The 14,053-nt window shown below is 71.7% G+C and carries 14 protein-coding genes; 8 read left to right on the top strand and 6 right to left on the bottom strand.

Going from position 1 to position 14,053, the window contains the following annotated elements; genetic code table 11:
- Nucleotides 1–4: 4 nt before the first annotated feature.
- The gene (locus tag BLR68_RS07700; RefSeq protein ID WP_018187405.1) at nt 5–739 is read right to left on the bottom strand and encodes a FadR/GntR family transcriptional regulator; all 735 of its coding nucleotides are present in this window, start codon (nt 737–739) and stop codon (nt 5–7) included.
- A gap of 120 nt (nt 740–859) precedes the next feature.
- Between BLR68_RS07700 and BLR68_RS07695 the strand changes: the two genes are divergently transcribed.
- The 7 genes from BLR68_RS07695 to BLR68_RS07665 are packed head-to-tail and all read left to right on the top strand — an operon-like array spanning nt 860 to nt 8,000.
- Entirely contained in the window at nt 860–2,620 is a 1,761-nt protein-coding gene (locus BLR68_RS07695; protein WP_018187406.1) for a dihydroxyacetone kinase family protein, read from the top strand.
- Nucleotides 2,617–3,087 (top strand): ribose-5-phosphate isomerase, encoded by a 471-nt coding sequence (locus BLR68_RS07690; RefSeq protein WP_018187407.1) that lies wholly within the window; start codon nt 2,617–2,619, stop codon nt 3,085–3,087. Before BLR68_RS07695 ends, BLR68_RS07690 begins: the two co-directional genes overlap by 4 nt.
- The gene (locus tag BLR68_RS07685; protein ID WP_018187408.1) at nt 3,087–3,851 is read left to right on the top strand and encodes a triose-phosphate isomerase family protein; all 765 of its coding nucleotides are present in this window, start codon (nt 3,087–3,089) and stop codon (nt 3,849–3,851) included. The genes BLR68_RS07690 and BLR68_RS07685 overlap by 1 nt, the downstream gene beginning before the upstream one ends.
- On the top strand, nt 3,848–4,642 hold the full coding sequence (locus BLR68_RS07680; protein ID WP_018187409.1) for a sugar phosphate isomerase/epimerase family protein: 795 nt from the start codon (nt 3,848–3,850) through the stop codon (nt 4,640–4,642). The genes BLR68_RS07685 and BLR68_RS07680 overlap by 4 nt, the downstream gene beginning before the upstream one ends.
- On the top strand, nt 4,639–5,487 hold the full coding sequence (locus BLR68_RS07675; RefSeq protein ID WP_018187410.1) for a phosphogluconate dehydrogenase C-terminal domain-containing protein: 849 nt from the start codon (nt 4,639–4,641) through the stop codon (nt 5,485–5,487). Before BLR68_RS07680 ends, BLR68_RS07675 begins: the two co-directional genes overlap by 4 nt.
- A gap of 16 nt (nt 5,488–5,503) precedes the next feature.
- A complete protein-coding gene (locus BLR68_RS07670; RefSeq protein ID WP_026302914.1) occupies nt 5,504–6,259 on the top strand; it encodes an SDR family NAD(P)-dependent oxidoreductase in 756 nt (251 codons plus the stop codon).
- Between the two features lies 1 nt (nt 6,260).
- Nucleotides 6,261–8,000, top strand: a complete 1,740-nt coding sequence (locus tag BLR68_RS07665) for a D-apionate lactonase family protein (RefSeq protein ID WP_018187412.1) — start codon at nt 6,261–6,263, stop codon at nt 7,998–8,000.
- Between the two features lie 95 nt (nt 8,001–8,095).
- On the opposite strand, the gene BLR68_RS07660 is transcribed toward BLR68_RS07665, so the two are convergent.
- Nucleotides 8,096–8,761, bottom strand: coding sequence for a response regulator transcription factor (locus BLR68_RS07660; protein ID WP_018187413.1), 666 nt, complete (start codon nt 8,759–8,761; stop codon nt 8,096–8,098).
- Nucleotides 8,758–10,038: a sensor histidine kinase gene (locus BLR68_RS07655; RefSeq protein ID WP_018187414.1), complete on the bottom strand. Its 1,281-nt coding sequence runs from the start codon at nt 10,036–10,038 to the stop codon at nt 8,758–8,760. The genes BLR68_RS07660 and BLR68_RS07655 overlap by 4 nt, the downstream gene beginning before the upstream one ends.
- Before the next feature lie 375 nt (nt 10,039–10,413).
- Here BLR68_RS07655 and BLR68_RS17965 point away from each other — a divergent pair, with 375 nt between their 5' ends.
- Nucleotides 10,414–10,551, top strand: a complete 138-nt coding sequence (locus tag BLR68_RS17965; protein WP_018187415.1) for a hypothetical protein — start codon at nt 10,414–10,416, stop codon at nt 10,549–10,551.
- A 21-nt stretch (nt 10,552–10,572) separates the two neighbouring features.
- Here BLR68_RS17965 and BLR68_RS07650 read toward each other — a convergent pair whose 3' ends face one another.
- From BLR68_RS07650 to BLR68_RS07640, 3 genes are read right to left on the bottom strand one after another with little or no spacing between them, the layout of a single operon-like run.
- Nucleotides 10,573–11,418, bottom strand: coding sequence for a transglutaminase family protein (locus BLR68_RS07650; protein WP_018187416.1), 846 nt, complete (start codon nt 11,416–11,418; stop codon nt 10,573–10,575).
- A complete protein-coding gene (locus BLR68_RS07645) occupies nt 11,415–12,347 on the bottom strand; it encodes an alpha-E domain-containing protein (protein WP_018187417.1) in 933 nt (310 codons plus the stop codon). The genes BLR68_RS07650 and BLR68_RS07645 overlap by 4 nt, the downstream gene beginning before the upstream one ends.
- Entirely contained in the window at nt 12,341–14,026 is a 1,686-nt protein-coding gene (locus BLR68_RS07640) for a circularly permuted type 2 ATP-grasp protein (RefSeq protein WP_018187418.1), read from the bottom strand. The genes BLR68_RS07645 and BLR68_RS07640 overlap by 7 nt, the downstream gene beginning before the upstream one ends.
- Between the last annotated feature and the right edge of the window lie 27 nt (nt 14,027–14,053).

Below are 14,053 nucleotides of genomic sequence, written 5' to 3'. Positions count from 1 at the left end.
CGGATCAGTCGGACGAGGCCGCCAGGCGCGCGGCGGCGGTGGCCATGTGCACGGCCATCGCCGAGGCCGCGGCATCCTCGTCCTTCGTCTCGACGGCTCGGAAGACGGCGCCGTGCTCCGCGATCGCGAGGCGCGCGGCGTCGCCGTCGTGGACGGCGCGGTCCGCGTAGACCTGCAGGAGCGATCGGACGACGTGCAACAGATCGACGAGCGCATCGTTACCCGCAGCGCGGGCGAGAGCGTCGTGGAAGGATGCGTCCGCGCGGGCGAAGGCGGTGAGGTCGGCATCCGCCGCGCGCATGCGCTCGAGCGAGGCGGCGAGCCGGCCGATGTCGGCGGCATCCGCTCGGGATGCCGCGAGTCGGGCGCAGTAGATCTCGAGCCCGGAGCGGACGTCGAGAAGGTCGTCGGTGCTCCGTCTGCCGATCAGCAGACCCCACCGGAGCGTCTGCGGGAGGAGGTCGCTCGCCGCACCGCGGAGGTAGGTCCCCGATCCCGGCCGGACGTCGACGATGCCGAGGATCTCCAATGCGGCGAGCGCCTCACGGACGGCGGAACGCCCCACGCCCAGGGTGAGCGAGAGCTGCCGCTCGGGAGGGAGTCGGGTGCCGGGTTCGATGTCGCCGCTCGTGAAGAGGTCCATGAGGCGGCGCGCCACTTCGGAGGCAGGGGTGCCCGACGGGAGCGCACCGAGGGCCGCCGAGATGTCGACGGAGCGGTCGGACGGATAAGCGGGCACGGGATCAAGATACGGGAGAGAGCGCCGGATACCGATGGCGCCATTCTTGCAATTGGTCAACCGGTTGTGCACAATGGCGATGCGGGACCCCCGCACCCCCGACCCGAGGAGCAGCCCGCGATGACGCGCCTGTGGAACGATCCCGCGGACTTCGCCGACGAGATGATCGACGGCTTCGTCGCCGCGAACCGCCGCTACGTGCAGCGCGTCACCGGCGGCGTGGTGCGGAGCACCCGCGTGCCGAACGGTCAGGTCGCCCTCGTCATCGGCGGCGGCTCGGGTCACTACCCCGCGTTCGGCGGGCTCGTCGGCCCCGGGCTCGCCCACGGCGCGGCGATGGGGAACCTTTTCGCCTCTCCGTCGACGCAGCAGGTCCACGCCGTCGCTTCTGCCGCCCACGCCGGCGGCGGGGTGCTGCTCAGCTACGGCAACTACGCCGGCGACGTGCTCAACTTCAACGCCGCCCAGGAGCGTCTGCGCGCCCAGGGCATCGCGTGCGAGACCGTCGTCGTGACCGACGACATCGCGAGCGCAGGCCCTGCCGAGCGGGATCGGCGCCGCGGCATCGCCGGTGACCTCACCGTCTTCCGCGTCGCTGCGGGCGCGGCCGCCGCGGGGTACGACCTGGCCGGGGTCGCCCGCGTCGCCCGCCTGGCCAACGAGCGCACCCGCTCGTTCGGCGTCGCCTTCACCGGGTGCACACTGCCCGGCGCCGAGGCGCCGCTCTTCTCGGTCCCCGACGGTCGCATGGCGGTGGGCCTCGGCATCCACGGCGAACCGGGAATCGACGAGACCGACATCCCCACCGCCGACGGCCTGGCCGAGATGCTCGTGGAGCGGCTGCTCGCCGAGCGCCCGGCCGGCGCCGACGGTCGCGTCGTCCCCCTACTGAACGGACTCGGCTCACTGAAGCACGAGGAGCTGTTCGTCGTCTACCGCCGCGTGGCGGCGCTGCTCGAGGTCGCGGGGCTCGAGGTCGTCGACCCGCACGTCGGCGAATACTGCACGAGCTTCGACATGGCGGGCACGTCCCTGACGCTGTTCTGGCTCGACGATGAACTCGCCGAGCTCTGGGAGACCCCCGTCGACAGCCCCGCGTACCGCCGAGGCGCCGTCGCGGACGGCGAGCGGCGGGATCACGACGGTGCCGACACGACCGTCGCCGCGCACGAGGTCGCCGGGGACGCGGCATCCGTCGTCCTCGCCGCCACGGTCGTCGCCTCGCTCGAGACGGTCGCGCGCACGGTCGACGAAAACGTCGACGAGCTCGGCCGGATCGACGCGGTGGCCGGGGACGGCGACCACGGCATCGGGATGCAGCGGGGCTCCCGCGCAGCCGTCGCCGCCGCCCGCGAGACGGCCGCAGCCGGTGCGGGTGCCGCAACGACCCTCACCCGCGCGGCCGATGCCTGGTCGGACCGTGCCGGCGGCACGTCGGGCGCCCTCTGGGGCCTGATGCTCGGGGAGCTCGCCGCCCGCCTCGGCGACTCCGGTCGGCCCGACGCCACACGGATCGCGGACGGCGTCGCCGCCGGGGTCCGCGCCGTCATCTCCCACGGCAAGGCCGAGCTCGGCGACAAGACCATGGTCGACGCGCTGCTCCCCTTCGCCGAGACGCTCACCCGGTCCGTCGCGGCCGGAGCGCGTCTCGGCGATGCCTGGCGGGTCGCCGCCGACCGCGCGACCGCTGCAGCCGCCGCCACGTCCGACCTCCTCCCCCGCAAGGGGCGCGCCCGTACCCACGGCGAACACGCGATCGGCACCGTCGACGCCGGCGCCCATTCCTTCGCCCTCATCGTCACCGCCGTCGGCGACACCCTCGCCGAGGAACCCGTCATCAGCCGGTCGCACGCCGCCGGCTCCCGAGAGGACCTGACATGACCGAGCCCCTGCGCATCATCATCGGCAGCGACGACGCCGGCTTCGACTACAAGGAGATCCTCAAGCGCGACCTCGAGCAGAGCGACGCGGTCGCCTCGGTCGTCGATGTCGGGGTGGACGCCGACGGTCACACCGCGTACGCGACGGTCGCCATCGAGGCAGCCGAGCGCGTCGCGCGCGGCGAGGCGGACCGTGCGCTCCTCATCTGCGGCACGGGCCTCGGCGTCGCGATCGCGGCCAACAAGGTCACCGGCATCCGCGCCGTCACGGCGCACGACTCGTTCTCGGTCGAGCGCGGCGTGCTGTCGAACGACGCCCAGGTGCTGACGATGGGCCAGCGCGTGGTCGGGATCGAGCTCGCGCGCCGCCTCGTGCGGGAGTGGCTGGGCTACCGGTTCGACCCCTCGTCCGCATCGGCCTCGAAGGTGGCCGTCATCGGCGCGTACGAGAGCACCGGATCCCTCTGATGCCGCGGGTCATGGTGGGGGTGAGCCTGAAGGCGTACTTCGGGCGCCGCCAGGCGCGTGCGTGGTTCGCGCGGACCTCCGCCGCACTGCGGGCGCACGAGGGCGTGCGGTCCGGAGCCGTCGAGGTCTTCATCATCCCGACCTACCTGCAGCTCGACGACGCCGCGGGCGCCTTCGAGGGCACGCGGGCGACCCTCGGCATCCAGGACGTCTCGGCATACGAACCGGGGCCTTACACGGGTGAGGTGACGGCGGCCGAAGCCGCCGAATCGGGCGTCGCGTACGCCGAGGTCGGTCACGCCGAGCGGCGACGATTGTTCGGCGAGACCGATGCCGTCGTCGCCGCGAAGGTGGCCGCCGCGCTTCGCCACGGGGTCACCCCCGTGCTCTGCCTGGGCGAGGAGGACCGGATGGATGCCGCCGACGCGGCATCCATCGGCGTCGCCCAGCTGGCCCGCAACCTCGAAGGCGCGCCCGCCGGGCCTGTCGTCGTCGCCTACGAGCCCGTGTGGGCGATAGGCGCTTCCACGCCGGCGCCCCTCGACCACATCGCACCCGTGGCCCGTGCCCTGCGCGCCGCCCTCGGCGCCGACCCCGCTCGCGCCGGGTCGCGCGTCATCTACGGAGGATCCGCCGGGCCCGGACTCCTGGCGTCCCTCGTGGACGCGGTGGACGGCTTGTTCCTCGGCCGCTTCGCGCACGACCCCGACGCCCTGACCGCGGTCCTCGACGAGGCGTACGCCCTCGCCCGGGAGACGTCGTGATCGGGCTCGGCACCTACGCGTTCTTCTGGGCGCACTCGGAACGAGCGCCCGCACCCCTCTCGCTCATCGGGGCGTTCGAGGCCACGAGAGAGCTCGATGTCGACCTCTTCCAGATCTGCGACTACGCGCCCCTCACCGAGATGTCCGACCGGGAGGTCAGGGATGCCGCCCGCGCCGCGCGGGAGCTCGGGCTGAGAATCGAACTGGGCACCAAGGGCATCGACACAGCCCACCTCGAACGCTTCCTCGCCCTGGCGGAGATGTTCGACGCGACGCTGCTGCGCAGCATGGTGTTCGGGCCGGACTCCCGCCCGTCGCTCGACGAGGCCGGGGCGCTGCTGCGCGACATCCGCTCCTCCCTCGACACCGCCGGCGTCACGTTGGCCCTGGAGACCTACGAGCAGATCGCGACGGCCGACCTCGTCCGGCTCGTGCGCGACGCGGACAGCCCGCGGATCGGCGTCTGCCTCGACCCCGCCAACGTCGTCGCGCGGCTCGAGCCCCCGCGCGCGTGCGTGGAGGAAGCAGCCGACCTGGTCGTGGACATCCACGTGAAGGACTTCGCCTTCGACCGACAGCCCGGCTGGGTGGGCTTCACCTATTCCGGCGCCCGCATGGGCGAAGGCCTGCACGACTACCGGCACCTCGTCGACACGGTCCGGCCGCGGCAGCGCGGCATCAGCGAGATCGTCGAGCACTGGTTGCCCTGGCAGGGCGATCCCGAGACCACCATCCGCACCGAGCGCGACTGGACCCGCGCCACTCTGGACCACCTGAGGAGCATCGAATGAGCCACACCATCGCCGTCATCGGCGCCGGAGGGAAGATGGGCATGCGCGTGTCCAACAACCTCGTGAAGACCGACCACACCGTCCGCTATGTCGAGAACTCGCCCGCTGGTCGCGAGCGCACGATCGCCGCGGGACGGGAGCTGACCGAGGCGTCGGCCGCCGTCGCCGATGCGGACATCGTCGTCCTCGCCGTCCCCGACCTCGCCCTCGGCGCCGTCACAGCCGAGCTCGTCCCGCAGCTGAAGGCCGGCGCGATCGTCCTGACGCTCGACCCCGCCGCCGCCTACGCCGGGCTCCTCACGACTCGCCACGACGTCATCCAGGCCGTCGCGCACCCCTGCCACCCGTCGGTGTTCCTGGAGCGCACGTCGAAGGAGGAATGGGCCGACACCTTCGGCGGCATCGCCGCCCCGCAGGACGCCATCGCCGCCGTCGAGTCCGACGACCCCGAGCATGCCCGGATCGTCGAGGAGACCGTGCGCGCCATCTACGCGCCCGTGATCGACGTCCATTTCGTCACCGTCAAGCAGCTCGCCCAGCTCGAGCCGACGCTCGTCGAGACGGTGGCGTGCATGATCGGGTCGCTCCTCAACGAAGCGCTCGACGAGGCGATCCACACGATGGGCGTGCCCGAGGCGGCGGCTCGCAGCATCCTCTACGGGCACACGCAGGTGGCGCTGGCGAACGGCCTGCGCGGCGACAACCCCTTCAGCGACGCGTGCTTGATCGCCATGGACTACGGTCGCGAGAGCATCATCAAAGACGACTGGAAGAAGATCTTCCGCGACGACGAACTCGACGCCAATCTCGCCCGCATGCTGCACCTCGACCGCATCGAACGCTGACCCGGAGATGACCGACATGACCCGACTCGCCGGCAAGACCGCGCTCGTCACCGGCGGCGCCCTCGGCATCGGTGCCGCCGTGGCCGAGCGCTTCGCCCGCGAGGGAGCGCGCGTCGTCCTCGCCGATCGCAACGGCGACGGCGCGCAGGCGACCGCGGCCGCCATCGGCGACGCCGCGATGGCCGTCACGATGGACATCTCCGACGAAGCGTCGGTCGCCGCCGGGTTCGCCGCCGCGACGGATGCCGGCTGGGCGCCGAACGTGGTCGTGGCGAACGCCGGCATCCAACTCTTCGGGCAGGACGCGCAGGCCGCCGATCTCGACCTCGACGTCTGGCGTCGCACGATCGACGTGAACCTCACCGGCGCGTTCCTCACTGTCAAGTACGCCGTCCGGACGATGCTCGCCCTCGGTGGCGGGTCGATCATCCTCACCGGGAGCCCCACGGCCGTGAACGGCGAAGGCAAGGACTTCACCGCCTACAGCGCGTCGAAGGCGGGCATGCACGGGCTCTCGCGCACGGTCGCGGCGGCCTACGCCGACCGCGGCATCCGGGTGAACACGGTGCAACCCGCCTACACCGAGACGCCGCTCGTCTCGGCCATCAGCGAAGACCCCGAGTCCCGCGCCGCGATCGTCGGCCGGATCCCGATCGGACGCGCCGGCACGCCCGACGACGTCGCCGGCATCATGGTCTACCTCGCGAGTGACGACGGATCGTTCGCGACGGGCGCGACCTTTCAGGTCGACGGCGGGATGACCTCGCTCTGACATGAGCTGGCACACCGAGCATCCGACGTGGCGGAGCGGCCCCTGGACGGTCGAGGTTCGCGGGGACGAACTCGCCGACATCTCCCATGACGGCACGACGGTACTCCGCAGCATCCGAGCCGTCGTCCGCGACGCGGACTGGAACTCGGCCGATCTGGTCGTCGACCGCATGCGGACGACGGAGGTCAGCCTGACGCTCCATGTGCACTCCGAGGGACTCGGCTGCTCCGTCGCCGGCGTCTTGCGCCTCGAGGCGCGGGCCGCGGGGCTGAGGGCCGTGCTCGATCTCGAGACCCGCGAGGAGTTCGCGACGAACCGCACGGGTCTGGTTGTGCTGCACCCGCCGTCGGTCGCCGGAACTCCGCTCGAGGTGCGTCATTCCGACGGGCGCGTCTCGCAGACGGAGTTCCCGGCCGCGATCAGTCCGCACCAGCCCGTGACCGACGTCGCCGCGCTGCGATGGGCCGTTCGCGGAGCCCTGATCGACGCGCACCTCGACGGGGACGTGTTCGAGATGGAGGACCAGCGCAACTGGACGGATGCCTCCTTCAAGACCTACAGCCGACCGCTCGACCTGCCTTTCCCGTACCGTCTCACCGCGGGGACGCGCGTGCGCCAGAGCGTCACGGTGACCGTCACCGGACAGATGCACGCGCAGGAAGGCACGTCCGACACGGTCATCGACCTGCGGCCCGCCGACGCATTTCCCGCGGTGATCCTCGGTGCCGCGAGTGCGCCGGACCCCGCACCCCCGGTCCGGCGCGTGGGCCAGGGCGTGCTCGTCGAACTCGACCTCGCCACCCCCACCTGGCCCGCCGCGCTCGCCCGCGCCCGAACGGCGGGTCTCCCCGTCGACGTCCGGTTCACTGTCGGCGAGGGTGCTGGCGCGAAGAAGGCCCTGCGCGACGCCGTAGCGGCGCTGCGGGGCATCCAGCTCCTGCGCGTCGCGGCCTTCCAAGCCTCGGGACCGGCGCGGCACGTGTCCGACGGCGACGCCGTCGCGGCCCTTCGCCGAGCCCTTGCAGATGCCGGGATCGACGCTCCCGTGGTCGGCGGATCCCGCTCGCACTTCACCGAACTGAACCGGCAACACCACCGGCTCCCCGAGGGCCTCGACGGTCTGACGACGACCGTCACGCCGCTGTTCCACGCCACCGGAACGGAGCAGCTCGTCGAATCCATCGCGATGCAACGGCTGGTCGCCCGCCAGACGGTCGACACGGCAGCAGGCCTACCGGTCCACATCGGGCCGGTCTCCCTGCACCCCCGCTTCAACGATGTCGCCACCGGTCCGCAACCCGCTCCCACGCGCCGTGATCTCGCCGAGGGCTACGGTGCCGCTGTCACCGGCAGGACCGATCCCCGCCAGGACGCCCCCGAGCTCGCCGCCTGGACGGTCGCGAGCGCAGCCGCCCTCGCCGTGCCCGGAGTCGCGTCGCTCACATGGTTCGAGGAGTGGGGGCCTCTCGGCATCCGCTCATCGGACGGCGTGGACCGCCCCGTCGCCGCCGCCATCAGCGACCTGGCGGACCTCTCCGGCTCCACGCTGCTCACGGGCGAGAGCGCGGACGGTCTCGTCTGGGCGGTCGGCGGCCGGTGCCCCTCCGGGACGACCGTGCTGGCGGCCAACCTCGACCGGAGGGCGAGATCGATCACCGTCGACGTCGTCGGTCAGCGGATCGGCCTCGACCTGGCGCCGGGCACCTACCGCCGAACCGTCCTCGCCCCGCAGACCCCCTGACCGAGCGCCGGACGAGGCCCCTGACGGGGCACGTCGACGAGCACGGCGCCGGCGGGTGACCCGAGGGCCTGAGCGCGGATCCGCCCCGCGCCCCCTCAGCCGAGCCGGTTGCGGACACCCCACAGCGCGAGCTGCGTCCGGTCCGCGACGCCGACCTTGCGCAGCGCCGACTGCAACTGCGTCCGCACCGTGTGGACGGAGACGTGCAGCGATGCCGCGATCGCCTCGTTCGCGGTGATCCCCGAGGCGAGCAGGGCGACCACGCGCCGCTCCGCGGGGCTCAGCGAGGCGAGCCGCTCGACGTCCGGATCGGGGCCGCGCCGTCGGACGAACTCCCGGAGAACCGGTGCGATGGCACGCGGCGACACGATCGACTCGCCGCGTGCCGCGGCCTCGACGGCGGCGACCACCTGGTCGGAGTCGTAGCTCTTCAGGAGATATCCGACCGCGCCCGCGTCGATCGCGTCGGTGATGTAGCCGTCGACCGCGAAGCTCGTCATCACGATGACCGCGGGCACGTCGCCCTCGGCAGCGAGCAGCCGCCGCGTGGCATCCGCGCCGTTCATGCCCGGCATCTGCATGTCCATGAGCACGACGTCCACCGTCTCGGCCTGCGCGACGCGCACCGCATCGAGACCGTTGCCGACCTCGCCGACGATGCAGATGCCGCCGGCGGCTTCGAGCTGGAGGCGGAGGCCCTTCCGGACCGACCTGTTGTCGTCCGCGATGAGGACCCGGATCGGCGCACGCGGGGCGGTCACGGCGCCGTCCCCTCGTCCGAGGCGACCGGGATGCCGACGGCCAGGGTCCAGCCGCCACCGGCATCCGCTCCTGCCGAGAACGAGCCGCCCAGGATCTCGACCCGCTCACGGATGCCGCCGAGGCCCCACCCGAGCCCGATGCCGGACAGGTCGCCGACCGGGACGGCGGGTCCGTTCGAGACCGTGACAGCGATGCTGACGGCGTTCCGCGAGATCCTGACGTCGACCGGCGCCCCGGGCGCATGCTTCGCGGCGTTCGTCAGCGCCTCCTGCGTGCAGCGGAACGCCGTCGCCGAGACCACGGCGGGAAGGGAGTCGAGATCGCCGGTCGCCGTGAGCGCGACGGCGACACCACGCGCACGCCAGAAGCCGACCAGCTCCTCGAGATGCCGCAGGTCCTGCGTGGCGTCGGACGGGCCGACGTCGCCTGCGCGCAGATCCGCGAGGGCTCCGGCGAGTCCCGCCGCCGCGAACCGACCCTCGTCGCGGACGTCCTGCATCAACGCCAACGCCTGGCCGGCGTGCGTCGGCGCGACCTTCAGGGCGGCGTCGGCGAGCGTGATGAGTCCTGCGAGGTGCTGCCCGGCGATGTCGTGGAGCTCCTGCGCGATCCGGGCCCGCTCGCGGCGCTGCGCATCGGCGACGCGGTCATCGTGCTCACGCGCGGCGAGTTCAGCCTGCTGCCGGGCCACCCGCATCCGTCTCGCCTTCACCGACCACCAGAGGCCGAGCGCCGTCCCGCCGACCGCCGGGGCCGCCATCGACACGACCTGGGCCGCCATCCACCCGACCGCTGCGGTGAGGCTCGCACCCGTCGTCATGACCCACCAGAGCAGGACGACGGACTCGGCCAGGATCACCACGACGCACCAGGCGATGGCCCGGGCGGCGGCCAACCGCGTCGCCGCGAGGAAGATCGCCACCGAGATCGGCAGGGACATCCCCATGAGCCACGTCGGCACCGAGAGTCCCGTCGCCAGGGCGAGGTGGATGCCGACGACGACGACGATCGTGGAGCGCGGCAGCCGCTGGGACAGGAAGAGGACGCCGGCCTGCACGGCGCAGCCGAGGGTCAGGAGGACGTACACGGCCCCGACCGGCACGGGGAGCGGCCACGGCTGGCCTCCCTCAAGCAACGCGACGGTCGGTGAGACGAGGGCCTGGACGACCGTCGTGAGGAAGACCGCGACGACGAAGAACCACGAGGCGCGGGCGGATCCCTGCAGGGCGATGTGCGAGTTCGCGGTGTCGGTCGTGACGAGCGGGGGTGAAGTCATCGGGGCGTGTTTCCGTGATGCGGCGAGGTCCGGTTCGGTGCGGGTCGCCTAGGAGCATGCCACGACTGACGCCTCTCAGCGGTTACGTCGAGCCGGTGGAGGAATGGTTCACTCAATCGAATGAAACTCGGCGGCCGATCGGAAGGCCCGACCGGGGCGACGACCGTATCCGCGCCGGATCGCGGCGCTCGAGCGCCTTCCCGCCCGCCGCCGCGCCCGTATCGTATGCCACGGGGGAACCGTCGGATCAGGCTTCGATTCGGCGGATCGGGGACCGGTCGACTTCGGGGGAAGTCCCGGCCCCGAGCCCCTCCCCTCGGCGGCCGACTGTCAAGGGGGCGGATGCCGCGGCCCGCGGTGCGTAGCGTCACCGCCATGAGCGACGCATCCACGACCCCCGAACAGGACGACCCGACCGGCGGCGACGAGGGCACCGAGAATCAGCTCGACGCCGACAACGCCGTCGAGGAGGACACCCTCAAAGCCCTCGACCCGAACGACTCCCCCGCCTGACGGGGAGCCTCGTCCGCGCGATCAGGCCTCGCGGGTGATGAGGACCTTCACCTCGAGACGGCTCTTGAACGGGCCCGCGTAGACGCCGCGCAGCGGCGGCACGTCGTTGTAGTCGCGCCCGCGACCGACCGTCACGTGACGATCGCCGATCTCGGCGTCGTTCGTCGGGTCGAAGCCGTGCCAGGACCCCGCGTACCACTCGATCCATGCGTGCGACTCCCCGATGACGGGGACGCCGACCTCGGCGGTGGGGTTCGGGTGCAGGTATCCCGACACGTAGCGCGCCGGGATGCCGACCGAGCGCAGCGCGCCGAGGGCGATGTGCGCCATGTCCTGGCACACGCCCTTCCGCTCGGCCCATGCCTCGGCGCCGGTCGACTGCACCTCGGTCGCACCCGGCACGTACTCGACGGCCTGACCGATCGCCGTCGCGATCGCCAGGGCCGCGTGCGAGGGGTTCTCGTGCTGGGCGGCGATGCCCGCGGCGAGGTCGGCGACCTCGGGATGCGGCTCGGTGCGCCGCGTCTGCGACAGCATCTCGACCGTGCCGATCGACCGCTGAGCGTCGCGCGCCAGAGCGTCCCACGACATGTCGGGGTGGGTCAGCGGCCGTGCGCGCACCTCGACGAGCGAGCGCGCCGTGATCTGCAGGGCCGAATGCTTGGCGAGCACGTCGAAGGCCGCCACCCGCGTGCCGAAGTAGTCGACGAAGTAGTTCACGTTCGTCGACGGGTCGATGTCGAGCTGGGAGCTCAGGACGAACTGACTGTCGCTCGTCGTCGGCAGCATCCGCGCCTCGTTGTACGACGCCCCCACCTCGCCCGGGTAGTCGAAACCGGTCGTGTGCTCGATGCGCAGGCGCTTCATGAGGTCTCTCCGATCCAACTGGGTTCGGCCTGGGTCGGGAAGAACCGCGCCCGGATGGCCTCGGACGCCTCGCGCGTCACCGACTGCACGCTCTGCATGTGGGCGGGGAGCTCGGCGAGCACCTCGTCGATCGGGCGGTACTCGAGTTCGTTGCGCATACGCCCGAGAGCCCTCAGCACCGAGTTGGAGTGCCCGACGCGATCGGCTACGGGGTCGATCGCGCTCATGCACTGCTCGGCCGTGCGGATCGAGTGGATGATCGACCGCGGGAAGAGCCGGTCGAGCAGCAGGAACTCCGCCGCGTTCTGCGAGCTCGGCATCCCGCGGTAGGTCCGGAGGTACGCCTCGTACGCGCCGCACGAGCGCAGGATGGTCGTCCAGGACGGACCGGATGCCTCGGTCAGCGACCTCGTCGCCAGCATCCGCGCGGTCATGTCGGTGCGCTCGATGGCCCGACCGAGCGTGAAGAACTGCCACGCCTCGTCGTGGCTCGACGAGTTGTCGGTGACGCCGACGGCGAGCGCGGCCCGTTCGCGGACCCACTGGAAGAACTCGTGGGTCTTCTCGTCATTGAGGCGGCGCGGCATCCGGGAGTACGTCGTGTTGAGCGTCTCCCAGAGCTCGGTCGACACGATCTCCCGCGCCCGACGGGCGTTCTCGCGGGCCGCCTGCAGGCAGTACGCGATCGACGACGGGTTGACCCGGTCAACGGCCAGGAGTGTGAGCACGTGGGTGCGGGTGACCTCCCCGCCGCCCTTCGGGGGCGTCGCACCCATGACGCCCATGAGCGACCGGCACGCGATGTCCTCGTCGATCCACGGGTCCTCGAGGAGGAGCTGCAGGTGCACGTCGAGGATGCGGGCGGTGCCGTCGGATCGTTCGATGTAGCGGCCGATCCAGAACAGGCTCTCGGCGATGCGGCTCAGCATCCCTCATCCCCTCCCTCGGCGTCACTGCCCTGCTGCTGCTGCTCCTGCTGTTCGGACAGCGTGCGCGGCCGATCCTGCGGGGAGTGATCCGGCTCGTCCTGTGCGTCGTAGATGATCGGGATGGCCGAGGTCGCGGTGGCCTGCTCGGCGACGAGACCGGCGAGGGACTGCGACTGCCCGTACTCGCCGCGATTCGGCGCGTCGCCGCCGACGATCCAGGTGTCCTTCGAGCCGCCGCCCTGGCTCGAGTTGACCACGAGCTGCCCCTCGGGGAGGGCGACGCGCGTCAGCCCGCCGGGGAGCACCCACACCTCGTCGCCGGTGTTGACGGCGAAGGGGCGCAGATCGGCGTGGCGCGGACGCATCCCGTCGTCGACCAGGGTCGGGATCGTGGAGAGCATCACGACGGGCTGTGCGATCCAGCCGCGCGGATCGGCGCGGAGCTTCGTGCGGAGCGCGTCGAGTTCGGCGGGACTCGCGTCGGGGCCTACGACGAGCCCCTTGCCGCCGGAGCCGTCCACGGGCTTCACGACGAGCTCGTCGAGCCGGTCGAGCACCTCTTCGAGGGCGCCCGGATCCTCGAGGCGCCAGGTGTCGACGTTCTTGAGGATCGGTTCCTCGGCGAGGTAGTACCGGATGAGATCGGGAACGTACGTGTAGAGCAGCTTGTCGTCGGCGACGCCGTTGCCCACCGCGTTCGCGATCGTGACGTTCCCGAGCCGTGCGGCGAGCATGAGCCCGGGGGCGCCGAGCATCGAGTCGGCCCGGAACTGCAGCGGGTCGAGGAAGTCGTCGTCGACGCGGCGGTAGATGACGTCGACGCGGCGCGGTCCGCGCGTCGTGCGCATGAACACCCGGCCGCCCTGGCAGACCAGGTCGCGCCCCTCGACGAGTTCGACGCCCATGAGCCGCGCGAGGAGCGTGTGCTCGAAGTACGCGGAGTTGTAGACGCCCGGCGTGAGGACGACGACGTTCGGGTCGTCGACCCCGGGAGGGGCGGAGTTGCGGAGCGCCTGCAGCAGCTTGTTCGGGTAGTCGCCGACCGGCCGCACGCGCATCGAGACGAAGAGCTCGGGCAACGTCTGCGCCATGACCCGGCGGTTCGAGATGACGTAGCTCACCCCCGACGGCACGCGGACGTTGTCCTCGAGAACGCGCATCTCGCCGTGCTCGTCGCGGATGAGGTCGATGCCGGAGACCTGGATGCGGACGCCGTTGGCGGGACGGATGCCGGCGGCCTGACGGTAGAAGTACTGCGACGACGCGATCAGCTTCGCCGGCAGCACGCCGTCGCGGACGACGTGCTGGTGCCCGTAGGCGTCGTCGAGGAAGGCCTCGAGCGCGCGGACGCGCTGCTGCACGCCCTTCTCGATGCGCGACCACTCGTCGTAGGCGATGACGCGGGGCACGGCATCCAACGGGAAGGGTCGCTCCTCGCCCGCGAAGTCGAACGTGACGCCCTGCGCGAGGTACGAACTGGCGAGCGATTCGGTGCGCCCGCGCAGCTCCTCCTGGGTCATCTGCGCGAGCGCCTGATAGAGCTCGCGATACGACGATCGGGACCGGGCCGCCTCGCCCGGGTGCGCGATCTCGGCGAACATCTCGTCGAACGCCGGAATACCGGACGGGGTCTTGCGAGGCGCCAGCGTGGAGCCGTATCCGTCGAAGAGGTCACCCATGCGACGAGCCTAATCCGGGCGGTGTTG

The organism is Microbacterium sp. 77mftsu3.1 (assembly GCF_900100525.1).
GTDB classification, from domain to species: Bacteria; Actinomycetota; Actinomycetes; order Actinomycetales; family Microbacteriaceae; genus Microbacterium; species Microbacterium aquilitoris.
The sequence above is the reverse complement of the archived record's forward strand: the minus strand, read 5'-3'. Positions and strand labels throughout refer to the sequence as shown.

Bases quoted from the DNA above. Each gene is read 5' to 3' on its own strand.
- BLR68_RS07695 (WP_018187406.1), top strand. From the start codon at position 860: ATGACGCGCCTGTGGAACGATCCCGCGGACTTCGCCGACGAGATGATC.
- BLR68_RS07690 (WP_018187407.1), top strand. From the start codon at position 2,617: ATGACCGAGCCCCTGCGCATCATCATCGGCAGCGACGACGCCGGCTTC.
- BLR68_RS07685 (WP_018187408.1), top strand. From the start codon at position 3,087: ATGCCGCGGGTCATGGTGGGGGTGAGCCTGAAGGCGTACTTCGGGCGC.
- BLR68_RS07675 (WP_018187410.1), top strand. From the start codon at position 4,639: ATGAGCCACACCATCGCCGTCATCGGCGCCGGAGGGAAGATGGGCATG.
- BLR68_RS07670 (WP_026302914.1), top strand. From the start codon at position 5,504: ATGACCCGACTCGCCGGCAAGACCGCGCTCGTCACCGGCGGCGCCCTC.
- BLR68_RS07665 (WP_018187412.1), top strand. From the start codon at position 6,261: ATGAGCTGGCACACCGAGCATCCGACGTGGCGGAGCGGCCCCTGGACG.
- BLR68_RS07655 (WP_018187414.1), bottom strand. From the start codon at position 10,038: ATGACTTCACCCCCGCTCGTCACGACCGACACCGCGAACTCGCACATC.
- BLR68_RS17965 (WP_018187415.1), top strand. From the start codon at position 10,414: ATGAGCGACGCATCCACGACCCCCGAACAGGACGACCCGACCGGCGGC.
- BLR68_RS07650 (WP_018187416.1), bottom strand. From the start codon at position 11,418: ATGAAGCGCCTGCGCATCGAGCACACGACCGGTTTCGACTACCCGGGC.
- BLR68_RS07645 (WP_018187417.1), bottom strand. From the start codon at position 12,347: ATGCTGAGCCGCATCGCCGAGAGCCTGTTCTGGATCGGCCGCTACATC.
- BLR68_RS07640 (WP_018187418.1), bottom strand. From the start codon at position 14,026: ATGGGTGACCTCTTCGACGGATACGGCTCCACGCTGGCGCCTCGCAAG.